This window comes from Nocardioides sp. TRM66260-LWL (assembly GCF_020075545.1).
In the GTDB taxonomy this organism is placed as follows: Bacteria; Actinomycetota; Actinomycetes; order Propionibacteriales; family Nocardioidaceae; genus Nocardioides.
The window spans coordinates 293,320-316,543 of record NZ_JAIQZK010000005.1 but is presented as its reverse complement, the minus strand read 5'-3'; the positions used below and the strand labels follow the sequence as shown (position 1 = coordinate 316,543).

21 protein-coding genes and 1 pseudogene are annotated in these 23,224 nt (G+C 74.9%); 9 read left to right on the top strand and 13 right to left on the bottom strand.

Going from position 1 to position 23,224, the window contains the following annotated elements:
• Positions 1–218 precede the first annotated feature (218 nt).
• A complete protein-coding gene (locus tag K8Z61_RS14110) occupies positions 219–716 on the bottom strand; it encodes a hypothetical protein (RefSeq protein ID WP_224130518.1) in 498 nt (165 codons plus the stop codon).
• A gap of 40 nt (positions 717–756) precedes the next feature.
• Positions 757–1,482, bottom strand: coding sequence for a leucyl/phenylalanyl-tRNA--protein transferase (aat, locus tag K8Z61_RS14105; protein ID WP_224130517.1), 726 nt, complete (start codon positions 1,480–1,482; stop codon positions 757–759).
• 112 nt (positions 1,483–1,594) lie between these two features.
• On the opposite strand from aat, the gene K8Z61_RS14100 reads away from it, so the two are divergent.
• Positions 1,595–2,281 carry an EcsC family protein gene (locus K8Z61_RS14100; protein WP_224130516.1) on the top strand — a complete coding sequence of 229 codons (687 nt, stop codon included), beginning with the start codon at positions 1,595–1,597 and terminating at the stop codon, positions 2,279–2,281.
• A 62-nt stretch (positions 2,282–2,343) separates the two neighbouring features.
• Here K8Z61_RS14100 and K8Z61_RS14095 read toward each other — a convergent pair whose 3' ends face one another.
• Complete coding sequence (locus K8Z61_RS14095; protein WP_224130515.1) at positions 2,344–4,242, bottom strand: biotin carboxylase N-terminal domain-containing protein; 1,899 nt, start codon at positions 4,240–4,242, stop codon at positions 2,344–2,346.
• Positions 4,243–4,404: 162 nt separating this feature from the next.
• Positions 4,405–5,952: a carboxyl transferase domain-containing protein gene (locus K8Z61_RS14090; protein WP_224130514.1), complete on the bottom strand. Its 1,548-nt coding sequence runs from the start codon at positions 5,950–5,952 to the stop codon at positions 4,405–4,407.
• A 55-nt stretch (positions 5,953–6,007) separates the two neighbouring features.
• On the opposite strand from K8Z61_RS14090, the gene K8Z61_RS14085 reads away from it, so the two are divergent.
• Positions 6,008–6,580, top strand: a complete 573-nt coding sequence (locus tag K8Z61_RS14085) for a TetR/AcrR family transcriptional regulator (protein ID WP_224130513.1) — start codon at positions 6,008–6,010, stop codon at positions 6,578–6,580.
• A gap of 190 nt (positions 6,581–6,770) precedes the next feature.
• On the opposite strand, the gene K8Z61_RS14080 is transcribed toward K8Z61_RS14085, so the two are convergent.
• Positions 6,771–7,442: a TetR/AcrR family transcriptional regulator gene (locus K8Z61_RS14080; RefSeq protein ID WP_224130512.1), complete on the bottom strand. Its 672-nt coding sequence runs from the start codon at positions 7,440–7,442 to the stop codon at positions 6,771–6,773.
• A gap of 122 nt (positions 7,443–7,564) precedes the next feature.
• Here K8Z61_RS14080 and K8Z61_RS14075 point away from each other — a divergent pair, with 122 nt between their 5' ends.
• On the top strand, positions 7,565–9,130 hold the full coding sequence (locus tag K8Z61_RS14075; protein WP_224130511.1) for an MFS transporter: 1,566 nt from the start codon (positions 7,565–7,567) through the stop codon (positions 9,128–9,130).
• A 25-nt stretch (positions 9,131–9,155) separates the two neighbouring features.
• Positions 9,156–9,644, top strand: a complete 489-nt coding sequence (locus K8Z61_RS14070; protein WP_224130510.1) for a glutathione peroxidase — start codon at positions 9,156–9,158, stop codon at positions 9,642–9,644.
• Between the two features lie 100 nt (positions 9,645–9,744).
• On the opposite strand, the gene K8Z61_RS14065 is transcribed toward K8Z61_RS14070, so the two are convergent.
• Complete coding sequence (locus K8Z61_RS14065) at positions 9,745–10,629, bottom strand: LLM class flavin-dependent oxidoreductase (protein ID WP_224130509.1); 885 nt, start codon at positions 10,627–10,629, stop codon at positions 9,745–9,747.
• 105 nt (positions 10,630–10,734) lie between these two features.
• Between K8Z61_RS14065 and K8Z61_RS14060 the strand changes: the two genes are divergently transcribed.
• On the top strand, positions 10,735–12,027 hold the full coding sequence (locus K8Z61_RS14060) for an MFS transporter (RefSeq protein ID WP_224130508.1): 1,293 nt from the start codon (positions 10,735–10,737) through the stop codon (positions 12,025–12,027).
• A 48-nt stretch (positions 12,028–12,075) separates the two neighbouring features.
• On the opposite strand, the gene K8Z61_RS14055 is transcribed toward K8Z61_RS14060, so the two are convergent.
• From K8Z61_RS14055 to K8Z61_RS14045, 3 genes are read right to left on the bottom strand one after another with little or no spacing between them, the layout of a single operon-like run.
• Positions 12,076–12,588 carry a mycothiol transferase gene (locus K8Z61_RS14055; protein ID WP_224130507.1) on the bottom strand — a complete coding sequence of 171 codons (513 nt, stop codon included), beginning with the start codon at positions 12,586–12,588 and terminating at the stop codon, positions 12,076–12,078.
• 10 nt (positions 12,589–12,598) lie between these two features.
• Positions 12,599–13,381 carry a DUF429 domain-containing protein gene (locus tag K8Z61_RS14050; RefSeq protein ID WP_224130506.1) on the bottom strand — a complete coding sequence of 261 codons (783 nt, stop codon included), beginning with the start codon at positions 13,379–13,381 and terminating at the stop codon, positions 12,599–12,601.
• Between the two features lie 9 nt (positions 13,382–13,390).
• Positions 13,391–13,927, bottom strand: a complete 537-nt coding sequence (locus K8Z61_RS14045) for a hypothetical protein (protein ID WP_224130505.1) — start codon at positions 13,925–13,927, stop codon at positions 13,391–13,393.
• A gap of 50 nt (positions 13,928–13,977) precedes the next feature.
• On the opposite strand from K8Z61_RS14045, the gene K8Z61_RS14040 reads away from it, so the two are divergent.
• Positions 13,978–14,493, top strand: coding sequence for a hypothetical protein (locus K8Z61_RS14040; protein ID WP_224130504.1), 516 nt, complete (start codon positions 13,978–13,980; stop codon positions 14,491–14,493).
• 6 nt (positions 14,494–14,499) lie between these two features.
• Here the strand turns inward: K8Z61_RS14040 and K8Z61_RS14035 are convergent, their stop codons facing one another.
• Positions 14,500–15,276, bottom strand: a complete 777-nt coding sequence (locus K8Z61_RS14035; protein WP_224130503.1) for a thioesterase family protein — start codon at positions 15,274–15,276, stop codon at positions 14,500–14,502.
• Positions 15,277–15,321: 45 nt separating this feature from the next.
• Between K8Z61_RS14035 and K8Z61_RS14030 the strand changes: the two genes are divergently transcribed.
• From K8Z61_RS14030 to K8Z61_RS14020, 3 genes are all read left to right on the top strand, one after another.
• Positions 15,322–15,774 (top strand): thioesterase family protein, encoded by a 453-nt coding sequence (locus tag K8Z61_RS14030; protein ID WP_224130502.1) that lies wholly within the window; start codon positions 15,322–15,324, stop codon positions 15,772–15,774.
• A 206-nt stretch (positions 15,775–15,980) separates the two neighbouring features.
• Positions 15,981–16,805 (top strand): hypothetical protein, encoded by an 825-nt coding sequence (locus K8Z61_RS14025; RefSeq protein WP_224130501.1) that lies wholly within the window; start codon positions 15,981–15,983, stop codon positions 16,803–16,805.
• 201 nt (positions 16,806–17,006) lie between these two features.
• Positions 17,007–18,470 carry a M28 family metallopeptidase gene (locus K8Z61_RS14020; protein WP_224130500.1) on the top strand — a complete coding sequence of 488 codons (1,464 nt, stop codon included), beginning with the start codon at positions 17,007–17,009 and terminating at the stop codon, positions 18,468–18,470.
• Positions 18,471–18,503: 33 nt separating this feature from the next.
• Here the strand turns inward: K8Z61_RS14020 and K8Z61_RS14015 are convergent.
• The 3 genes and pseudogenes from K8Z61_RS14015 to K8Z61_RS14005 all read right to left on the bottom strand — a co-directional run bounded on the left by K8Z61_RS14015 (position 18,504) and on the right by K8Z61_RS14005 (position 23,118).
• Positions 18,504–19,676 (bottom strand): annotated as a pseudogene (locus tag K8Z61_RS14015) (acyl-CoA dehydrogenase family protein).
• A 68-nt stretch (positions 19,677–19,744) separates the two neighbouring features.
• On the bottom strand, positions 19,745–21,307 hold the full coding sequence (locus K8Z61_RS14010; protein ID WP_224130499.1) for a peptide chain release factor 3: 1,563 nt from the start codon (positions 21,305–21,307) through the stop codon (positions 19,745–19,747).
• A gap of 320 nt (positions 21,308–21,627) precedes the next feature.
• Positions 21,628–23,118, bottom strand: coding sequence for an aldehyde dehydrogenase (locus K8Z61_RS14005; protein ID WP_224130498.1), 1,491 nt, complete (start codon positions 23,116–23,118; stop codon positions 21,628–21,630).
• Between the last annotated feature and the right edge of the window lie 106 nt (positions 23,119–23,224).

Below are 23,224 nucleotides of genomic sequence, written 5' to 3'. Positions count from 1 at the left end.
CGCGCAGGTTTCCCCGGATATCCGGGGAAACCGGACGTTGTCAGGGGAAGTTTCGCCTGACAACGTCCAGTTTCCCCTGACCAGTCGCGACGAGTGGGGCCGAGGGGACGGTCTGGCTGACCCCAGACCTGCCGACGCCGGTCCTGGCGGCGTCGCTCGCCGGCCTCCTGGTCGGCGGTCTCCTGGTGTCGCTCGTCGGCTGAGCCCGCCGCCGGGCGTCAGCTCGTCGGCGACGCCGACGGGCTGGACGAGGCGGCCGCGCCGAGCTGGTCAGGGCACGCGACCGTGAGGTACTGCGAGAACGCGAGCAGGCGTCCGGTCTGCTCGGAGGAGAGCCCCTGGCCCTGCTTCTCGAGGTCGGCGCGGGTCTGCGACGACTGGATGGCCGAGATCAGCAGCCCGAGACCGGCCTTCGCGTCCTCGTCCATGCTCGCCGGCACCTTGACGGCGGCCAGCTTCGCGATCGCCTCCTTCTGCTTCGGCAGGTCGGTGCCGGCCTTCAGCGTGACGGCGTAGGCGGCGCAGAAGTCGCCGGCGTCGGAGGGGACGGCGGCCGGCGAGGCGCCGCCGGAGGTACCCGCGGAGGCCGCGCCCGACGGGGCGCCCGCGGCAGGGGCGTCGGCGGACGGCGAGGAGTCGCCGCTGCATCCCGTCAGCGCTGCGGACAGGACGCCCGCGAGCAGGGCGCCGGCGGCGAGCGAGGGACGACGGGACATGCGACCACTCCCAGGGTCTGGCCTGCGGCGGGGGTGCGCGTCAGGCGACGAACGGACCCGGCAACGGTAGGCCAGTCGCCTGAGAGAGGCGTGTGAGGTACTCCGCCCGCGGGATCTCGACTACCCCCAGGCTCGCCAGGTGGTCGGTGCGCCATTGGACGTCGAGCAGCCGCGCGTCGGCGTGCTCGTCGCGCAGCGCCTCGACGAGGCCCACCAGCGCGACCTTCGAGGCGTCCCGCTCGCGATGGAACATCGACTCGCCCGCGAACAGCCCGCCGATCGCCACGCCGTACAGCCCGCCGACCAGCTCGCCGTCACGCCACGCCTCGACCGAGTGCGCCCAGCCGAGCCGGTGCAGGTGGCCGTAGGCGAGCGCGATGCGATCGTCGATCCAGGCGCCGTCGCGGCTCGGGTCGGAGCAGCCGGCGACGACGTCGTCGAAGGCGGTGTCGAGACGCACGTCGAAGTCCCGGCACGCGCGACGCAGCGACCGGGAGACCCGCAGACCGTCGAGCGGCAGGACGCCGCGCCGGACGGGGCTGAACCAGGCGAGGGGCTCGTCCCGACGCGGGCCGCGACGGAACCGGCTCAGACGCGGCACCCACGGCTGCACCGGCCCCGACGGCATCGGGAACAGCCCGGCCCGGTAGGCGGCCAGGAGCGTCCCGGGCTCGAGGTCGGCGCCCAGGGCGACGAGGTCGTCGTCGGGGTCCATCTGCTCGAGCGTCGGGAAGGTCCACCGCGTCGACTCCGGCTCGCTGCCCATCCCCCGAACGGTAGGTCACCGGGACGGCGCCCGCGCGTGCGGGCAGGCTCCCTACGATCTGACCACGACCGTCCGTCGTGCACCGCCGTCCTCCCCGAAGGAGCCGTCCACCATGAGCCCCCGTCGCCGCTCGCTCGCCGGAGCCGCCGCCTCCCGTCTGGCGCCGAAGGTCACCGACCTCGCCCCCGGGGCGACGTCCGCGTTCGTCCGCGAGGCGCTCAACCGGGCGATCCTCGGCATCGGCCCGCTGCCGCCGGCCGCCAAGGCCGCCGACGAGCAGCTGCGCGAGCAGAAGGGCGACGTGGGGCGGGCGATCCACGAGGTGATCGAGAACCACGTGCGCTACGCCGGCGGCCAGGGTCTGCTCACCAACATCGGCGGCATCGTCAGCGCGGCCGTCACCGTGCCCGCGAACATCACCGGGCTCGCGCTCATCCAGTGCCGCATGGTCGCGGGCATCGCGCACCTGCGCGGCCACGACCTCGCCGACCCGCGGGTGCGCAACGCCATCCTCACCGTGCTGATGGGCGAGGACACCGTCGACCGGCTCGTGCGCACGCAGGTGCTGCCCGCCGGCCCCGCCGGCCTGATCACCGCCGAGGCCGTCGACCCGACCCTCGACCGGACGATCACCGGCCAGGTCGCCCAGGACCTCCTGACGCGGGTGGCCGGCAAGCGGATGGCCGTCACCGTCGGACGCCGCGTGCCGGTCGTCGGCGGCGTCGTCGGCATGGGCGCCGACGGATACGCCACCTGGAAGCTCGGCCGGTACGCCGAGCGGGTGCTGCCGGTGGCCTGAGGGCCGGCTCGGCCCCGGGCGCAGTTTCCTCGGTTGACCGATGAAACTGGCGCGGCCGCGTCCTACTCCCCCGCCTCCACCACGAACAGCACCGCGCCGAGGGCGACCTGGGAGCCGACGACGGCGTCGACCGAGGTGACCGTCCCGTCGAACGGCGCGGCCAGGGCGAGCTCCATCTTCATCGCCTCGACGACGCCCAGCACGTCGCCCGCGGCCACCGCGTCACCGGGGGCGACCCGCACGTCGAGCACGGTGCCGGGCATCGGGGCGGCCAGGGTGCCGTCCCCGGCGCTGACGCCCGTCCAGGCGGTGTCGCGGGGGCCGAGGACGAACCGCTGCCCCCGGACGACGACCTCCGACGCGCCCCCGGCGGACCCGGGACCGGCCGATCCGGGGCGCCGCACGAACCCCACGGCCGGGGGGACGTCGCCCGCGAGGCGCACCAGCCCGTCGTCGAGGTCGTGGCGGTGCCAGTGGCCGGACGGTGGGGTCAGGGTCCGACCGTGCTCGACGAGCGCAGCGGAGCCGCCCGAGGAGCGGAAGCCGTCGTCCGCCCACGGGCCGGCCTGCGCAACGGAGGCCAGCTCGCCGCGGAGCGCCAGGCCGACGATGGCGCGGGCGTCGGCGTCGTCGGGCTCGGGCAGGGCGTGCCGGTCGAGCCAGGCGGTGTCGAGCGGCCCGGCGGCGAAGGCGTCCGAGGCGGCCAGGGCGCGCAGGAACCCGACATTGGTGGTGAGCCCGAGGATCGCGGTGCGGTCGAGCGCGTCGAGGAGCCCCCGACGGGCCTCGTCGCGATCGGCGCCGACGGCGATCACCTTGCCGAGCATGGGGTCGAAGGCCGTGCTGACCACCTGGCCCGACTCCAGCGCGTGGTCCACGCGCACGCCGCCGTCCGACGCCGACGGCCACACGACGTGCGTCGCGGTGCCGGCCTGGGGCAGGAAGCCGCCGTAGGCGTCCTCGGCGTAGACCCGCGCCTCGATCGCGTGCCCCACCACCGCGACGTCGTCCTGGGCGAAGCCGAGCGGCTCGCCGGCGGCGATCCGCAGCTGCTGCTCGACGAGGTCGAGCGCCCGCCCGGCGACCCGGACGACGCCCTCGGTGACGGGGTGCTCCACCTGCAGGCGGGTGTTCATCTCCAGGAAGTAGGGCTCGCCCGACTCGACGTCGAGGAGGAACTCCACCGTGCCGGCGTTCACGTAGCCGACCTCGCGGGCCAGGGCCACGGCGGCGTCGAGCATCAGCGCCCGGACGCCGGGGTCGAGGTCGGGCGCGGGCGCCTCCTCGAGCACCTTCTGGTGGCGCCGCTGCGCGGAGCAGTCGCGATCGCCGAGGTGCACGACGGTGCCGTGCGCGTCGGCCAGCACCTGCACCTCGACGTGCCGACCGCGCTCGACGTACCGCTCGACCAGCAGCGTCCCGTCGCCGAAGGCGCGCTCGGCCTCGCGCCGCGCCGCCAGCACGGCCTCGGGGAGCTCGGCGGCCGTCCGGACGATCCGCATGCCCTTGCCGCCGCCGCCCGCCGCGGCCTTCACCAGCACCGGGAACGCGCGGGGCACCGCGCCGTCGGAGGCCTCGGCGCGCGGCACCACCGGGACCCCCGCGGCCTGCGCGATCTCGCGGGCGGCGTCCTTGTGGCCCATCCGCTCCATCACCGAGGCCGACGGCCCCACGAAGGTGAGCCCGGCGGTCGCCACCGCGGCGGCGAACGGCGCGCGCTCGGAGAGGAAGCCGTAGCCGGGGTGCACCGCGTCGGCCCCGGCCTCGAGCGCGGCGGCCACGACCGCGTCGACGTCGAGGTACGACGGCACGCGCACCGCCGCGTCGGTCGCCCGCACGTGCGGCGCCCGCTCCTCGCCGTCGACGTGCACCGCGATCGTGCGGACGCCGAGCGCGCGCGCCGTGCGGGCGACGCGGATCGCGATCTCGCCGCGGTTGGCGATCAGCAGGGTCTGGATCATCGGGTCCGTCCTCGTCCCTCGTGCGTCACGGCGACCGGCCCCTGCGCAGGCCCGACCACCCGGCCTCGACGCGGCCGTCGCGACCTCGTCCCTCGGTCGCGGGCCACGCTCGACCTGACGGCGCCCCCGCGCCGCACTCGTCCCTCGTGCGTCACGGCGCCGTCACATCCGGAAGACGCCGTAGGAGGGCTCCGGTACGGGCGTCCGCGCGACCACCTCGAGCGCCATGCCCAGCACCCGGCGGGTGTCGACGGGGTCGATCAGGCCGTCGTCCCACAGCCGCGCGGTGGCGTAGTAGGGCGAGCCCTGGGTCTCGTACTGGGCGCGGATCGGCGCCTTGAACGCCTCGACGTCGGGGTCGGCGTCGCGTCCGGCCACGGTCGCGAGCACGGTGGCGGCCTGCTCGCCGCCCATCACGGAGATGCGCGCGTTGGGCCACATCCACAGGAACCGGGGGTCGTACGCGCGCCCGCACATGCCGTAGTTGCCGGCGCCGAAGGAGCCGCCGATCACCACGGTCAGCTTCGGGACGACGCTGCACGCCACCGCCGTCACCAGCTTGGCGCCGTCGCGCGCGATGCCGCCGTTCTCGTACTCGCGGCCGACCATGAAGCCGGAGATGTTCTGCAGGAACAGCAGCGGGATGCCGCGCTGGTTGCAGAGCTCGACGAAGTGCGCGCCCTTGAGCGAGGACTCGCTGAAGAGGATGCCGTTGTTGGCCACGACGCCCACGGGGTGGCCCCAGATGCGCGCGAACCCGCACACGAGGGTCTCGCCGTAGAGCTGCTTGAACTCCTGCAGGTGCGAGCCGTCGACGATCCGGCGGATCACCTCGCGCACGTCGTAGGGCGTGCGGGTGTCGGCGGGGACGACGTCGAGCAGCGTCGCGGGGTCGAGCGCGGGCTCCTCGGGCGCGCGCACCTCCCAGGCGGGCGCGGGGTCGGGCGGCAGGGTGTCGACGATGCCCCGGACGATCGCGAGCGCGTGGTCGTCGTCCTCGGCCAGGTGGTCGGCGACCCCGGACGTCCGGGCGTGCACGTCGCCGCCGCCGAGCTCCTCGGCGGTGACGACCTCGCCGGTGGCCGCCTTCACCAGCGGCGGTCCGCCGAGGAAGATCGTGCCCTGCCCGCGGACGATCACCGTCTCGTCGCTCATCGCCGGCACGTAGGCGCCGCCGGCGGTGCACGAGCCCATCACGCTGGCGATCTGCGGGATGCCGCGCGCGCTGAGGTTGGCCTGGTTGAAGAAGATCCGGCCGAAGTGCTCGCGGTCGGGGAACACCTCGTCCTGCATCGGCAGGAAGGCGCCCCCGGAGTCGACGAGGTAGACGCACGGCAGCCGGTTCTCGGCGGCGACCGTCTGGGCCCGCAGGTGCTTCTTGACCGTCGTCGGGTAGTAGGTGCCGCCCTTGACCGTGGCGTCGTTGGCCGCGACCAGCACGAGGCGGCCCTGCACCCGCCCGATGCCGGCGATCAGGCCCGCGCTGGGCACGGCCCAGGCGTCCTCGCCGTACATGCCGTAGGCGGCCAGCGGCGCCAGCTCGAGGAAGGGGCTGCCGGGGTCGAGCAGGTGCTCGACGCGGTCGCGCGGCAGCAGCTTGCCGCGGGCGACGTGCCGCTGCCGGGACGCCTCCCCGCCGCCCTGGCGGACGCGGGCGAGGCGCTCGTGCAGCTCGGCGGTGAGCGCGCGGAGATCCGGGGACGTGGCCACGGTCACAGGTTAGCGATCGTTAACCGGCAGCGCGAGGGACCACTACCCTGACCCGGTGAGCGAGGCGACGTCGACCGGTCCGGTGAGCCGCCGCGAGCAGATCCTGCAGATCGCGGCCGACCTGTTCGCCCGGCGCGGCTTCCACGGCGTCTCGGTCGCCGACCTCGGCGCGGCCTGCGGCATCTCCGGCCCGGCGCTCTACAAGCACTTCGCGTCCAAGGACGCGCTGCTCGCCGAGATGCTGGAGGAGATCAGCGAACGGCTGCTGGCGGTCGCCCGCACCCGCGTGGCGCAGGCGCCCGACGAGGCCACCGCGCTCGACGCCCTGATCGCCTGGCACGTCGAGTTCGCGCTCGGACGCCGCGCGCTCATCGTCGTCCAGGACCGTGACTGGGAGTCGCTGCCGGTCGACGCCCGCGAGCGGGTGCGGACGCTGCAGCTGGCCTACGTCGACGTGTGGGCCGAGCGGCTGCGGGCCCTCGACCCCGGGCTCTCCCTCGACGCCGCCCGCGCCCGCGCCCACGCGGCCTTCGGCCTGATCAACTCCACCCCGCGCTCCGCGCTGCTGCCCGACGCCGAGATGGCACCGCTGCTCAGCGCCATGGCGCGGGGGGCGTTGCGGGCCTGACGCGGTCCTGCGGCCGACTCGACCCGATCCGCCCCGGCCCGGCCCGGCCCGGCCCGGCCCGGCATGTAACGCGGGGTCCACCCCCTCTGGTCGACCCGTATGTGGGGTGCGTAGAGCAGTCGAACCCCGCGTTACATGCGGCGGGTCGTGGCGGATCGACGCGGATCGATCGGCCTCGATCGGGGCCGGCTCAGCCCAGCGGCGGCCAGGCGCCGCCGGTGGTGCCGCCGAAGCCGCGGTCGATCGCGGCGAGCGCGCCCTCGACGATCGACTCCCGCTCCGCGGGGCCCAGCCGCTGGAGCGGTCCCTCGAGGAAGAGCATGGCCAGGCCGTGGACGAGGCTCCAGCAGGTGAACTCCGCGCCCGGACGCGCGTCCGGCGCCAGGTAGCCGACCTCGACGAGCGCGTCGAGGGCGCGGTTGAGCTGGCCGAACGGGCTGGCCTCGACCGTCGCCTCGAGCTCGGGCTCCATCGCGGGGGCACCGGCCAGGCTGGGGTAGGCCGCGAAGGCGAGGCGGAACAGCCCGGCGTCCGCGAGCGCGAAGGCGACGTAGCCGCGGCCGATCTCGCGCAGCGCCAGGCGGGCCGCGCGCACCGCGTCGGGCTCGCCCAGCGTCGCCAGCCGGGCGGCGATCGCCTCGGTGAGCGCGGTCATGCCGACCCCGGCGATCTCGCCGAGCAGCTCCTCGCGGTCGGCGAAGTGCCGGTAGGCCGCGTTGTGGCTGACGCCCACGCGCCGGGCCAGGTCGCGCAGCGCGACGGCGTCGGCACCCGCGGCTCCGTGCTCGCGCACCACCTGGACGCCGGCGTCGACCAGGGCCGCGCGCAGGTTGCCGTGGTGGTAGGCGCGGGCGGTGCTCACGGCGACGAGGGTAGACCACCCGACGGGCATGTTGACAGTGGCCACATCTGCGGTCCACACTCGACGACGTCGCCATGTTGACACCGTCCACTTATCTCGGCCGTCCCCATCAGGAGAACCCGATGAGCACCGTGCGCAAGCCGCTCGTGCTGGTGACCGTCTGCCTCGCCGCACTGAGCATCAACCTCGACACCACGATCGTGAACGTCGCCGTCCCCGATCTCTCCGCCGCGCTCGACGCCGGCACCCGCCAGCTGCTGTGGATCGTCGACGGCTACAACCTGGCCTTCGCCGCGCTGGTGCTCGCGATGGGCTCCCTCTCCGACCGGTTCGGACGCCGTCCCGCCCTGCTCCTCGGCCTGGCCGGCTTCGGCCTCTCCAGCGCCGTGGCCGCGCTCGCGCAGAACGCCGAGCAGCTGATCGCGCTGCGCTTCGTCATGGGCGCGTTCGCGGCGCTGATCTTCCCCACGACGCTGTCGATCATCGCCAACACCTTCACCGAGCGGACGGAGCGCGCCGCCGCCCTCGGCGCCTGGGGCGCGGCCACCGGCATGGGCGTGGCGCTCGGCCCGGTGACCGGCGGCTGGCTGCTCGAGCACTTCACCTGGCACGCGGTCTTCTGGGCGCTGGTGCCCGTGGCGGTGCTGGCCATCGCCATGACCGTGGCGTTCGTGCCGGAGTCGCGCGATCCCGCCGTCCCGCGCCTGGACCTGCCCGGACTCGGCATCTCCGTGGCGGCGCTGGGCCTGCTCACCTACACGATCATCGAGGGCCCCGAGCACGGCTGGTCGTCGACCGCCACGCTCACCGGGTTCGCCGGAGCCGCGCTGCTGATCGGCGTGTTCGTCGCCGTCGAGCGGCGCGTCGCGCACCCGATGCTGGACGTCCGGCTCTTCTCCGACCCGCGGTTCTCCGCCGCGTCCGGCGCCGTGACGATCGCCTTCTTCTCGCTCTTCGGCTTCATCTTCCTGATCACGCAGTACTTCCAGCTGCTGCGCGAGTACTCCCCGCTCGGCGCCGGCGCGCGCACCATCCCGGTGGCCGCGAGCATCGCGGTGGCGTCGGTGCTCGGCGGGCTGCTCGGCCCGCGGCTGGGCGCGAAGACCGTCGTCACGCTGGGCCTGACGCTGCTGGGCAGCTCGTTCCTGTGGATCTCGACCTCCGAGGTCACCACGTCGTACCCGACGGTGATCGTGCCGCAGATGATCCTCATGGGCCTCGGCCTGGGCATGGTCAGCACGGTGGCCGCCGAGTCGATCCTGCAGACCCTGCCGCCCGCGCGGGCCGGCGTCGGCTCGGCGGTCAACGACGCCACCCGCGAGCTCGGCGGCACCCTCGGCGTCGCGGTGATCGGCTCGGTCTTCTCCAGCGTCTACGCCAGCCGGCTCGGCGAGCTGCTCGACGGCGCCCGGCTGCCCGCCGAGCAGCTGCGCGCCGCGCAGGAGTCCGTCGGCGTCGCGAACGCGCTCGGTGCGCGGATGCCGGAGGTGCGCTCGGCGCTGGAGACCGCGTTCATGGACGGGCTGGCCACCGGCTGCCTGGTGATCGGCTCGCTGTGCCTGCTCGGAGCGCTGGGCGCCCTCGTCGCCCTGCCCGGACGGCGCTGGATGGCCGCGCACGAGGCGGCCGGTCACGCGGCGCCGGACGTCCCGGCCGCCGTCCCGGCCGCCGTCCCGGCCGAGGCCTGAGCGCCCGCCTCCTAGGCTCGAGGCCATGAGCATCCTCGACACCCCGATCGCCCGCCTCGACGGCACCGCCGCCACCCTCGGCGAGATCACCGGCGGGAAGCCGGCCCTCCTCGTCAACGTCGCCAGCAAGTGCGGCCTGACCCCGCAGTACACCGGTCTGGAGGCCCTGCAGGAGCAGTACGGCGAGCGCGGCTTCACCGTCGTCGGCCTGCCGTGCAACCAGTTCGGCGGCCAGGAGCCCGGCACGTCCGAGGAGATCCAGGAGTTCTGCTCGGCCACCTACGGCGTCACCTTCCCGATGACCGAGAAGATCGAGGTCAACGGCGAGGGCCGGCACCCGCTCTACGCCGAGCTGACGCCGGTGGCGAACGAGAAGGGCGAGGCCGGCGACATCGCCTGGAACTTCGAGAAGTTCCTCGTCGACGGCTCCGGCGCCGTCGTCGCCCGGTTCTCCCCCGGCGTCGAGCCGCAGGACCCGAGCGTGGTCGCGGCCGTGGAGGGCCTGCTGGGCTGAGCGCCCCGGTCGGGCGCGCCCACCCATGTAACGCGGAGTCCCGTCAACTGACCACCACTCCTGACGGGTGGGAGGTTCACGGGACTCCGCGTTACAAGCGTCAGCGCCAGCGCGGCAGCACGTCGGCGGCGACCCGCTCGAGCGTGGCCTCGTCGGCGGCGTAGGGCTGGTCGGCGCGGGGCCAGTGGCAGGTGACGTCGGTGAAGCCCAGCTCGGACGCGCGGCCGACGAGCTCCTCGAAGAAGCCGACCGAGGCCAGCGCGGTGCGTCCCTCGGGCAGGGCGCCGCTGGGGGCGGCGTCGAGCAGCAGGTGACGGTCCAGGCCGGCGCGACCGGTGGCGGCCAGCGCCTCCTCGGCGCGGCCCACGGCCACCTCCACGCCGGACCACCAGTCGGCCAGCGGGACGCCCCAGGGGCCGGTGAGCACCCAGGCGTCGCCGAGCTCGACGGCCAGCCGGATCGCCCGCGGCCCGTCGCCGGCCACGAGGAACGGCGTGCGCGGCAGGCCGGGCGCGGTGCGGGCGCCGGCGGTGCGGACGTGCTCGCCGGCGAGGTCGACCGCCTCGTCCGGGTCGGCGTCGCGGAGCCGGACGAGCGCCCGCAGCGCCTCCTCGAACCGGTCCGAGCGCTCCTTGCGGCTGCGCGGGACGCCGAGCACCGCGGAGTCGGTGTCGCCGCCGGCGCCGATGCCCAGCACGAACCGGCCGTCCGAGACGTCTTCGAGGGCCTGGGCGTCGCGGAAGAGCTGGTAGGGGTGGCGGAAGTTGGGCGAGGCGACGAGCGTCCCGAGGCGGATCGACGACGTGACGCCGGCCGCGGCCGCCAGCACCGGCGTGGCCCCGCGCCAGGGCGCCCCGGTGAGGCCGCTCCAGATCAGGTGGTCGTAGGTCCAGGCGTGGTCGAAGCCGAGCTCCTCGGCGGCACGCCAGCGCGGCGCGGCCTCCCGCCACGGCTGGTCGGTGAGCAGGGTGATCCCGAAGCGCATGCCCGCGAGCCTAGGTGCACCCGGCTCGTCCCTGCCCGACTCGGATCGGCCCGGCGCGCCCGCCGATGCCGGCCCGCGACCGGGCACGACGTAGGTTCGATCGCCGTGGGCATCCGTGGACTCGTCGCCGACACCCGCCCGCTGCGCAACCCGCACTTCCGGCGGCTCTGGCTGGCCAACATCGTCACCGTCATCGGGGCGCAGCTGACGGTCGTCTCCGTGCCGGCGCAGATCTACGCCGACACCGGCTCGTCGGCCTACGTGGGTCTCACCGGGCTGTTCGGGCTCGTCCCGCTCGTCGTGTTCGGCCTCTACGGCGGGGCGCTCGCGGACGTCGTCGACCGCCGCACCCTGCTGGTCGTCACCACCCTCGGCCTGATCGGCACCAGCACCCTGTTCTGGCTGCAGGCCGCGCTCGGCTCGGGGAACGTGTGGCTCCTGCTGAGCCTCTTCGCGGTGCAGCAGGCGTTCTTCGCCGTCAACCAGCCCACGCGCAGCGCCGTGCTGCCGCGGCTGCTCGAGCCCGAGCTGCTCCCGGCGGCGAACTCGCTGAGCATGACCGTCATGCAGGCCGGCGGCATCGCCGGGCCGCTCGTCGCGGGTGCGCTGATCCCCGTGCTCGGGTTCTCCTGGCTCTACCTGATCGACGCGATCAGCCTGCTGGCCACCCTCGGCGCCGTGCTGCGGCTGCCGCCGCTGCCGATCGAGGGCGTCGCGGCCGGCGCCGCGGGCCTGCGCTCGGTGATCGAGGGCCTCGCGTACCTGCGCACCCAGCCCGTCCTGCTGATGAGCTTCGTCGTCGACCTCATCGCCATGGTGTTCGGCATGCCCCGCGCGCTGTTCCCCGAGATCGCGCACGTCGACTTCGCCGGCCCCGAGCAGGGCGGGCTGGTCTTCGCGCTGCTCTTCGCGGCGATCCCGGCCGGCGCGGTGGTCGGCGGCGTGCTCAGCGGGTGGGTCTCCCGGGTGACCCGCCAGGGCGTCGCCGTCATCGTGTGCATCCTGGTGTGGGGCGCGGCGATCGCCGGCTTCGGGGTCGCGGTCGCGCTGGCCGACGTCGACGGCGGGCGCTACCGCACCGCGATGCTCGTGGCCGCGGTCGGCCTGCTCGCGCTCGGGGGCGCGGCCGACATGGCCTCCGCGGCCTTCCGCACCTCGATGCTGCAGTCGGCGGCCGAGGACGCCGTCCGCGGGCGGCTGCAGGGCGTGTTCATCGTGGTCGTGGCCGGCGGGCCGCGGATCAGCGACGTCGTGCACGGCGCCGCCGCCGTCTCGGTGGGCGCCGCGACGGCCGCCGCCGGGGGCGGCGTGCTGGTGATCGTCGGGACGGTGGTCGCCGCGCTCGCCGTGCCGTCGTTCGTGCGCTACCGGATCACCCGCGACGCCGCGACGGTCTGACGCCCGGCCGCCGGAGCCGGTCGCTGGAGCCGGTGGGCGACGGAGCGCTCAGCGCCGGTCGAGCAGGCCCCGCACGTACTCGGCCTGGCCGATGTGCCGGGTGGCGTCGTCGAGCACGCTGACCAGCCGGACGGCGAGCGTCACCGGCGGGTCCCAGGCCTCGTCGACGACCCGCTCGAGGTCGGCGTCGTCGAGCCCGTGGACGACCTCGACGGCCAGGGCCAGGGCGGCCCGCGCGTAGCCGGCCAGGTCGGCGCCGGACGCCCGCACCCGGGCGACCTCGTCGGGGCCGTGCCCGTAGCCGGTGTCGTCGGCCGGCAGGTCGAGCGCGAGCCGCGCCCGGAAGCCCTCTGCCTCCCAGACCTGGGGGCGCTCGGCGACCGCCGCGAGGTGGTCGTCCACCACCCGCGCGAGGTGCCAGACCAGCCACGCGATCGAGTTCGTCCCGGGCGCGGGCGGGCGGGCGAGGTCGTCGACGTCGAGGTCGCCGAGCACGGCGTCGAGGGACTCCTCGATCCGGCCGAAGGCGTCCTCGAGCAGGTGGGCGGCGGTGAGGGGCACGGACGGGACGCTAGGCGCCGGGCGGCGACGTCGGGTCACCCCGCCGGTGCGCCGGCAGCGCGGGCGTGACGATGACGCCCGTGTCCGGCTCGCCGTAGCGCGCGAGGGCGTCCGGCTCGTGGATCGCGAGCCACGCGACGTGCGCGCAGACGACGGCGTCGACGGGGTCCTCGACCCGCCGCAGCCCCGCCTTGGTGGTCGTGGTCGCGGCCTCCTGCCGCAGCCGCGCCCAGGGCTCGGCGCCGGCGCCGTCGCGGGTGTCGACGACCGTCTCGAGCAGGTCCATCAGGCGCAGCAGCTCGCCGCGCAGGTCGTCGAGCGAGCGTCCGGGCTTGGCCTTGTAGCGCAGGATCCGCGGCAGGTCGAAGAGCGCGACCGTGGCGGCGTGCGGGTAGACCTCGATCGCGCGCGGGGTGCGGGGGTCGACGTCCGGCCCGGGGTCGAGCGGCAGGCCGAGCAGCGCGGCGACCCGGGCGGCGCGGGTGCCCTCGGCGAACTCCGGCTTGCCGGTGTTGGACGGGTGGCAGCCGGCCTCGAAGCGGCGGAAGTCGCGGCCCAGGGCCTGCTCGGCCGGACGCGAGCCGGTGGCGTTGGCGACGATCAGCGGCGCGTCGATGCCCACCACCGCGTGCGGCAGCCACGGCGTCAGCGCCGCGACGACCTCCTCGTCGGAGCGTGCGGCGCAGACGTCGAGCAGCCGGCCCCCGGCGTCGAGCACCGCGACGCCCGACGGGCTGCGCAGCCCCCACGCGAGGTCGAGCCCGACGGCGTGCGGGACCACCGGCTCCGGCACGGCCGTGGGTCAGAGGTGGTCGGGGATGACGAAGTCGGCCGGCAGGTCGGGCAGGTCGTCGTCGGCGACCTCCGCAGGATCGCGCGGGGCCGGTCGCGGCGCCTGCCGGTCGGCCGGCTGGGCGTCCTCGCTGCGCAGCGGCAGGTGGGCCAGCACGCCTTGTACGTACTCGACGTGCTGGGCGACGACCTCGTCGGCCTGCTCGGCCCACCACTGGGCGAACTCGGCCTCGGCCTCGACCGGCGGCACCTGGTCGGCCTCGGCCTGCGCGAGGGTCTGGGCGCGGAAGCGCTGCTCGAGCCACGGCCGTAGGGCGTCGGCGACCTGCTCGTCGGTGAACTGCGGCTGGGTGCCGGTCTCGACGTCGAGCTCGGGCAGCAGCCCGAAGACCGGCAGCACGACCTCGCCGACCATCTGGATGCGCTCGAACCGCGGGAACTTCGGCATGGTGCGCCACAGCTCCTCGGCCTGCTCGGGGTCGCGGTGCAGACCCGCCTTGACGAACCCGTGCAGCGCGGTGGTCATCTCGTGCTCGGTGAAGCGCATGCGCCCATCGTCGCAGGCCGGTGTGCGGGGCCGCGCGGCATGCTGGGGGCGTGATCGGCGACCGGTGGGGCGTGAGCGAGGCGGAGACCCGGGCGCGGTACGGCTGCGACGTGCTGGTCGGGCCGCGACCCGCGCTGGCGGCGTGGCGGGGCGTCGACGTCGCGGCGCCGTCCGACGTCGTGTGGCGGCGGCTCGTGCAGCTGCGGCTGGCGCCGTACTCCTACGACTGGATCGACAACCTCGGACGCCGCTCGCCGCGCGCGCTGCACCACCTCGCCGACCCTCGGGTCGGCGAGCCGTTCATGGCCTGCGCGGGACGTCCGCTCGGCGTCGTCGTGGCGGTCGAGCCCGGTCGCGAGCTCACCGGGACGCTGCTCGGCTCGCACCTCAGCTACCGGGTGGAGCCGGTCGACGCGCACCGGGCGCGACTGCTGATGAAGATCGTCATGGAGCGGCCGCGCTGGGCCGCGCCGGCGCTGGCCGTCGGCGACCTGGTGATGGCGCGCAAGCAGTTGCTCACCCTGGCCGCGCTCGCCGAGCAGGACCTGCGGGACGCCGCCGCCTGACGCGGGTCAGCCCGGTCGCACCGTCAGCGTCTGGGCGAGCGAGCCCAGCGGCCCGTCGACGTCGTGCAGGACGGCGCGGGTCAGGCCGAGGCCGGTGGCGCCGAAGGTGACCGTGGAGTCGAGGCCCAGCCAGTCGCCGACCGGCGCGCGATGCAGGTGCGCGGTGAGGTCGAGGTTCGGGAACGCGACGGCACGCGGGTCGGCCCGCACGCTCATCCCGTTGGCGACGTCGAGCAGCCCGAGCAGGCGCGCGGTCGGCGAGACCGGCTCGTCGAGCAGCGGGACGTCGGTGCGCACCCACACCTGCGCGCGGCCGGGGGCGAGCCGGCGTCGTCGGACGGCGAGGGTGGTGATGAACGCACCGGGCCAGTCGGTCGTCGGGTCCCACGGCTCCAGCGCCGCGGGGCCGGCCATCGGCTCCTCCGCGCCGCCCGCGACCGAGCCGGCGTCGCGGGGCGCCTGCAGCCAGGCCCGCAGCAGGATCGCCGCACGTCCGCCCTGGCTCAGCGTCGCGTCGACCAGCTCGATGGTGCGGCCCGGGCGCCGCACCTCGACGGCGACCTCGACGGGCTCCAGCGTCAGCGTCCCGAGGATCTCCCACGTGGCGCGCGAGAGCAGCAGGACGTCGTCGCGCCGCGCCCGGGCGTCCTGCTCGACCGCGTGCGCCAGCACCCCCAGTGCGGGCGCGACGTGCTGCTCGTGCGGGTTCCACGCTCCCCCGACGAGCGGCGTCGGGGACAGCGTGGCCGGGCCGGTGCGGACGAAGTACGAGGGGGTCGGCATGGACCCCTGCCTATCGCACGGCCGCGCGTCGGCGAGGATGCCCCCGTGTTCGAGTGCGAGATCCAGCCGCGCATGCGCGACGTCAACCTCGGGGGGCACGTCGACAACGTCGAGGCCATCCGGATCATCGACGAGGCGCGCATCCTCTTCCTGCGCTTCGCCCCGGGGCTGTCGTCGTCCAGCGGCACCGGGCTGCTCGCCGGCACCCCGGACGGCGTCGTGGAGCTGATGGGCTCCCAGCGCGTCGACTACCACGCCGAGATGCGGTTCGCGCCGTTCCAGCCCTTCCGGCTGCGACTGTGGGTCAGCCGGGTCGGTCGCTCGTCCTTCGCGGTCTCGACCGAGCTGCACGTCGAGGGCTCGGACGCGCCGGCGCTGGTCGCCGACTCCGCCCTGGTGCTGTGGGACCACCGCGTCGGCGCCTCCTGGCCGCTGGACGACGCGGTGCGCGCCGACCTCGAGGCGCACCTGGCGCCGCCGGTCGCGCTGCGCGGCTGACCCCGTCCCGACCCGTCGCCCGACCCGCTCGGGACCGACCGCCCGGATCCGTCGACCGGGCGTCCCGGGCCGTTCACCGGCCGTGCCCCGCGCGAGGGCCTGCCGTTGCCGAGCGGCCCGCACGCTGGTCTGGACCGACGCCGGAGATCTCGGCCCGCCCGCCGGGTTCTCCTCCAGGCGTGCCCGCCACGGCCGATGGGGAGACCGTGACCCTGCACCGCCCCGAGCGCGCGACCGACCGGGAGTCGCCCGTCGCGCCGCACCCCGAGCATGACGTCGTGCCGCACGTCGTCGAGCTCGGACGCGTGCCCGACGTGCTGCGTCGCGGGGCGCTGCTCACCCTCGAGACCGTGCTCGTGCCGATGACGCTCCTGCTGCTCGGGCTGCGCCTGGGCGGCGAGCACGGCACCACGGTCGGGCTGGCCCTGGTGCTGACCTGGCGCTGCGGCCTGCCGGTGCTGCGGCTGGCGCTCGGGCGGCGCGTCCCGACGATGGTGTGGCTGGCCACCGGGCTGTTCCTGGCCCGTGCCGTGCCGGCGCTGGTGATCTCGTCGCTGGCGTTCTACCTGTGGCAGCCGATCCTCATCGCCCTGCTGCTCGGCGTCTTCTTCTGCGTCTCCGGCCTCGTCGGCCACCCCGTGACGCTGCGGCTGGCCGGCGACGTCGTCCGGCTGCCCGCGTCGGTGCGTCACGACCCGGCCGTGCGGCGGGTCTTCAGCGGCATGGCGCTGATCTGGGGCGGCGTGCACGTGGTGTGCGCCGGCCTCGGCGCGCTGGTGATGCAGCTGCCGCCGGAGTCGGTGGTGGCCGTCCAGGGCGGTCTCGGCGTCGTGTGCACCGTCGGCTCCACGGGCGGCTGCCTGGTGTGGGGCGTGTGGCGGCTGCGGCGGCTGCCGCACCTGACGCTGCGCTTCGGCGCTCCCGTCGGCGTGCCGGTCGGCGGCCCGGCCGACGAGCTCTTCGACGTGCCCGGCGCCGCTCCCGGGCTCGCCGCGGGCGGGTCCGGGGTCGGCCTCCCCGCCGCCGCCTGACGCTCTCGTCCCGGGGGTCGCTCCCGTCCCGGAACTGCGCCGGTTTCCCCGGTCGACCGGGGAAACCGATCGATGACGGGCGAAGCTTCGCCCGACATCGATCGGTTCTGCCCGTCCTGATGCCGCGCACCGGCCGCTCGATCGCCGCCGCGTCCCGCCACCGCCCTGGGAAACGTCGGCACCGGCGGGTAGGAACGACCCATGGGAATCTCGGACCCGACACCTGACGCACCCCTCGACCCGCCGCCCGGCACCGCCACGCGACGCGGGCTGATCGCCGCCTCGGGCGGGCTCGCCGCAGCGGGGCTCGTCGGCGGGACGGCCGCCGAGGCGGCCCCCGGCGCACCGTCCCCGCGCGGCTCCTGGCCGTCCGGGCCCGGACGCCGCAACCGTCCCCAGGAGCCGGGCGCGGAGCTGCGCGCGATCCTCCGCGAGATCGACCCGCGCCGCATCCGCCGCACGATCGAGACGCTGGTGTCGTTCGGCACCCGGCACACCCTCTCCAGCCAGGACGACCCGCGGCGGGGCATCGGCGCCGCCCGCGACTGGATCGAGGCCGAGCTGCGCCGGATCGCCACGACCTCGGGCGGTCGGATGGTCGTCGACGTCCCGTCGTACGTGCAGCAGCCGGCCAGCCGCATCCCGACGCCGACCCGCATCAGCAACGTCCGCGCCACCCTGCACGGCGGCACCGACCCCGACCGCGTCTACGTCGTCTCGGGGCACTACGACAGCCGCGCCTCCGACGTGATGGACGCCGTCTCCGACGCACCCGGCGCCGACGACGACGCCTCGGGGGTGGCCGTCAGCCTCGAGCTGGCGCGGGTCATGGCGACGCGACGTCCCGACGCGACGATCGTCTTCCTCGCGGTCGCCGGCGAGGAGCAGGGCCTGTACGGCTCGACGTTCACCGCGCAGCAGTACCGCGCCGACGGCACCGACGTGCAGGGCATGTTCACCAACGACATCGTCGGCGCCTCGCGCGGCGACGACGGCTCCGTCGACGACCGCACGGTGCGGCTGTTCGCCGAGGGCCTGCGCCGTCCGCCCACCGACGACGACCTCGCCCGGCTCGCCGTCGACGGAGAGAACGACTCGCCCGCGCGCGAGCTCGCCCGGTTCGTCGGCGAGGTGGCCGGACGCGAGGTCACCGGCATGGACGTGCAGGTGGTCTACCGCCTCGACCGCTACCTGCGCGGCGGCGACCACCTCTCGTTCCTCCGCGCCGGCTATCCCGCGGCCCGGTTCACCGAGCCGGCCGAGGACTTCGCGCACCAGCACCAGGACGTCCGGGTCGAGGACGGCCGGCAGTACGGCGATCTCGTGGAGTTCTGCGACATGGACTACATCGCCCGGGTGGCCCGGGTGAACGGCGCGGCGCTGTGGTCGCTGGCCACTGCTCCCGGCACGCCCCGCGACGTCGTCGTCGACACCGCCGCGCTCACCAACGACACCACGCTGCGCTGGACGCGCGACCCCGCGGCCACCGGCTACGAGGTCGTCTGGCGGCCCACCACCGAGCCGACCTGGACCCACGTGATCCCCGTCGGCGCGGTGTCGAGCGCCACGATCGACCTCTCGAAGGACGACGTCGTGTTCGGCGTCCGCGCCCTCGGCGCCGGGGGACGACGCTCGCCGGCGGCGTTCCCGCTGCCGGCGCGGTGAGCCCCGTGTCGATCCGCGACCCGCGATCCGGGATCAGCGGAACGCCTGGTGCCCCGTGAGGGTCTGCCCGACGACGAGCGTGTGCATCTCGACCGTGCCCTCCTAGGTGAGCACCGACTCCAGGTTGTTCATGTGCCTGATCACCGGGTACTCCAGCGAGATGCCGTTGGCGCCCAGGATCGTCCGCGCCGTGCGGCAGATCTCGAGGGCCTCGCGCACGTTGTTCAGCTTGCCGAGGCTGACCTGGGGCGGCGTGAGGACGCCGGCGTCCTTGCGGCGTCCCAGGTGCAGCGCGAGCAGCGTCCCCTTCGTGAGCTCCAGCGCCATGTCGGCGAGCTTGGCCTGGGTCAGCTGGAACGCCGCGATCGGCCGGCCGAACTGCTCGCGCGAGCCGGCGTGGTCCAGCGCCGCGGCCAGGCACGTGCGGGCCGCGCCCATCGAGCCCCACACGATGCCGTAGCGGGCCTCGTTGAGGCACGAGAGCGGTCCCTTGAGGCCGACGACGTCGGGCAGCACGGCGTCACCCGGCAGCCGGACGCCGTCCAGCACGAGCTCGCTGGTCACCGAGGCGCGCAGCGAGAGCTTGTGGCGGATCAGCGGGGCGCTGAACCCGGGGGTGTCGGTGGGCACGACGAAGCCGCGGACGCCGTCGTCGGTCTGCGCCCAGACGACCGCGACGTCGGCCACCGAGCCGTTGGTGATCCACATCTTGCGGCCGTCGAGCACCCAGTCCGCGCCGTCGCGACGGGCCCGGGTGCGCATGCTGGCGGGGTCGGAGCCGGCGTCGGGCTCGGTGAGGCCGAAGCAGCCGATCGCCTCGCCCGCGGCCATCCGCGGCAGCCAGGCGTCCTTCTGCTCCTCGGAGCCGAAGCGGTGGATCGCGAACATCGCCAGCGAGCCCTGCACCGAGACCAGCGAGCGCAGGCCGGAGTCGGTGGCCTCCAGCTCCAGGCAGGCCAGGCCGTACGCGGTGGCCGACATGCCCGCGCAGCCGTGGCCCTCCAGGTGCATGCCGAGCAGTCCGAGCGATCCGAGCTCCCGGGCGAGGCCGCGGACGTCGTCGATCGTGCCGCGCTCGAACCAGTCGGCGACGTACGGCTCGACGTGCTCCGCGCACAGCGCCCGCACCGAGGCGCGGATCGCCCGCTCCTCCTCGCTGAGCAGGTCGTCGATGCCGGCGAGATCGAGCGGGTCGTGGCTGGTCACGGGAACCTCCGAACGGTGGGCGACTCCCCATGCTGGCACGCGCCGCGCGAGCGGCCCGGCCCGGACCGTCAGCCGCCGGCGGGCAGCGCCTCGAGCATGACGTCGGGGTGGTCGCGCTCGGTGGTCTTGGCGCGCCAGGCGTCGACGAAGAGCGCCAGGTGGGTGCCGTCGGAGCGCTGCAGCACCTCGACGCCGCGGAGGCCGGAGAGCGCGGCCGCCCCGGCGGCGTCCGTGCGCCGCGCCACCTGGTAGTCGAGCCGGGAGAACCGGATGGGGGCGTTGAACTCGTTGACCATGCGGTCCTCGACGACCTCGAACTGCATCGGCCCGACGGCGGCGAGCACCGGGTTCTGGTCGCCGCGCAGGTCGGAGCGGAGCACCTGGACGACGCCCTCCTGGTCGAGCTGCTCGATGCCGCGCCGGAACTGCTTGTAGCGGCTGATGTCGCCGGCGCTGGCCGTGCGGAAGTGCTCGGGAGCGAAGGTCGGCACCGGCGGGTACTCGATCGGCTCGTCGACGTAGACCGTGTCGCCGACGCGCAGCGCCGTGGCGTTGACCAGGCCGATGATGTCGCCGGCCTCGGCGGTCTCGACCGACGTCGTCTCGCGGCCGAAGACGGCCTGGGCGAACTTCGTCGCGAACGGACGCCCCGTCGAGGCGTGCGTGACGACCATGCCGCGCTCGAAGGTGCCCGAGACGACCCGCGCGTACGCCAGACGGTCGCGGTGGGCGGCGTTCATGCCCGACTGCACCTTGAAGACGAACGCGCTGAACGGCTCGTCGACCCGGCGCACCGTGCCGTCGACGCCGGTCGCGCCGGACGGGGCGGGCGCGAGGTCGAGCAGCAGGTCGAGCAGCTGCGCGACGCCGAAGTTCTGCAGCGCGGAGGCGAACATGACCGGCGTGGTGGCGCCGGCGAGGAACCGCTCCTGGTCGTGGTCGGCCTCGTCGAGGGAGAGCAGCTCGTGCTCCTCGACCGCCGTCGCCCACACCAGCGCGTCCGGCTCCTCGACCTCCTCGGCGCGCAGCCGCCGCTCGGGCGCGCGGGTGGCGCCGCCCGCCGTCCGGGTGTACTTCACGAACTCGCCGGTGCGGCGGTCCAGCACGCCGCGGAAGTCGCCGGCCTCGCCGACCGGCCAGGTCAGCGGGGTGGGGCGCAGGCCGATCTTGGCCTGGATCAGATCCATGAGCTCCAGCGCCGAGAGACCGGGGCGGTCCCACTTGTTGATGACGGTGATCACCGGGATGCCGCGCAGCGCGCACACCCGGAACAGCTTCAGGGTCTGCGGCTCGAGCCCCTTGCCGGCGTCGACGAGCATGACGGCGGAGTCGACCGCCGACAGCACGCGGTAGGTGTCCTCGGAGAAGTCGCTGTGGCCGGGGGTGTCGACGAGGTTGACGACGTGGTCGCGGTAGACGAACTGCAGCGCCGCGGAGGTGATCGAGATGCCGCGGGCCTTCTCCATCGCCATCCAGTCCGACACCGTCGCGCGCCGGTCGCCCTTGCCGTGCACGGCGCCGGCCTCGTGGATCGCGCGGGCGTGCAGCGCCAGCGCCTCGGTCAGGGTCGACTTGCCCGCGTCGGGGTGGCTGATGACCGCGAAGGTGCGGCGGGGACGGGTGTCGGGCACCGTCCGAAAATACGCGGGCGTCGCCGGTGGGTCCGCATCGCCGAGGGGGGGTGAGTCACATGCGCCCCAGGAATGCCGTGGTTTCCCCGGTCGACCGGGGAAACCGGCGGTTGTCAGGGGAAGTTTCGCCCTACCTGTGCAGGTTTCCCCTGACCTGACCCACGACGAGCGCCGTCGCCACGTCGACCACGGCGTCCGGGAGCGCAGCCAGAGCGCGCGCGGGCCGGCCGACGCCGCGCGGGACCTGTCCCGCGTCGCGGCGCCCGACGGGCGAGGCGCAGCGGACCGGGCTCAGCAGGCCGGGCTCAGCAGGCCGGGCCTCAGCCCAGCTTGAACGGATCCCGGGTGCCGCCGGTCAGCTCGATGTACACCGACGTCGTCTCCAGGTACTCCTCGACCGCGGCCGAGCCGTTCTCCCGGCCGATGCCCGAGAGGCCGAAGCCGCCGAAGGGCATGTTCGGCGCGACGACGCGGTAGGCGTTGACCCACACGGTGCCCGCGCGGATCGCCGCGACCATCCGGTGGGCCCGATGCACGTCCTTGGTCCACACCGCGCCGGCCAGGCCGTAGGGCGTGTCGTTGGCCAGCCGGATCGCCTCGTCCTCGTCGCGGAACGTGTACGCCGTCAGCACGGGCCCGAAGACCTCCTCGCGCGCGATCGTCGCGTCGTGCGCGGCCACGACGACCGTCGGTCGGACGAACAGCCCGCCGAGCTCCTCGTTCGGCGCGCCGCCGGTGGCGATCGTCCAGCCCTCGTCGCGGGCGCCCTGCAGGTAGCCGAGCACCTTCTCGTACTGCGGCCGGTTGGCCACGGGGCCCATCTCGGTGTCGGCGGCCGTCGGGTCGCCCTGCTGGATCGCCTCCGCCCGGGCCACCACCTTCGCGACCAGCTCGTCGCGGACGTCCTCGTGGACGATGAGCCGCGAGCCGGCCATGCAGGTCTGCCCCGTGGCGGCGAAGACCCCCGCCACCAGGCCGTTGGCCGCGGCGTCGAGGTCGGCGTCGGCGAACACCACCTGCGGCGACTTGCCGCCGAGCTCCAGGGTGACCCGGTTGACGTTCGCGACCGCCGCCTGCGCGACCTTCGTGCCGGTGGCGGTCGAGCCGGTGAAGGCCACCTTGTCGACCCCGCGGTGCGCGGCCAGCGCCTCGCCGGTGGCGCGGTCCGAGCCGGTGACGACGTTGAGCACGCCGGCGGGGAGCCCGGCCTCGTGCAGCACCTCCGCGAAGGCGACGGTCGAGGCCGGCGCGTGCTCCGACGGCTTGACGACGCAGGTGTTGCCGGCGGCCAGCAGCGGCGCGAGCTTGAAGGTGAGGAGCAGCAGCGGGCTGTTCCACGGCGTGATGGCGCCGACGACGCCCACGGGACGCTTGATCGTGTAGCCGAAGTAGGTCTGCGGTGCGAGCTGCGGCACCGTGCGGCCCTCGAGCTTGTCGGCCAGGCCGGAGAAGTAGGAGTACCAGGTGCCGAGCCCCTGCAGCTGGCCGCGCATCTCGCGGAGGAGCTTGCCCGAGTCGCGGACCTCCAGCAGCGCGAGCCGCTCGGCGTTCTCGGTGATCGCCTCGGCGACGCGGCGCAGGATCGCGGCCCTGTCGAACCCGCTCATCCGCCCCCACTCGCCCTCGAACGCAGCCCGGGCCGAGGCCACCGCGCGGTCGACGTCCTCGGGGCCGCCGTCGGCGACGGTGGCCCAGGTCGTCCCGGCGTAGGGGTCGTGCGACTCGAAGGTGCGTCCCGAGAGGGCCTCGACCTGCCGGCCGTCGAGGAAGAGTCCGAAGTGCTGCAGGTCGGTCCGGTGCTCGCTGGTCATGCCTCGACGGTAGGAGCGGCGTGACGCGCGTCTCTATCCGCTCGCCGCCCGGCCCGAGCCGCTCAGCGCGTGCCGACGCGGCGCGGGCCCCATGTAACGCGGAGTC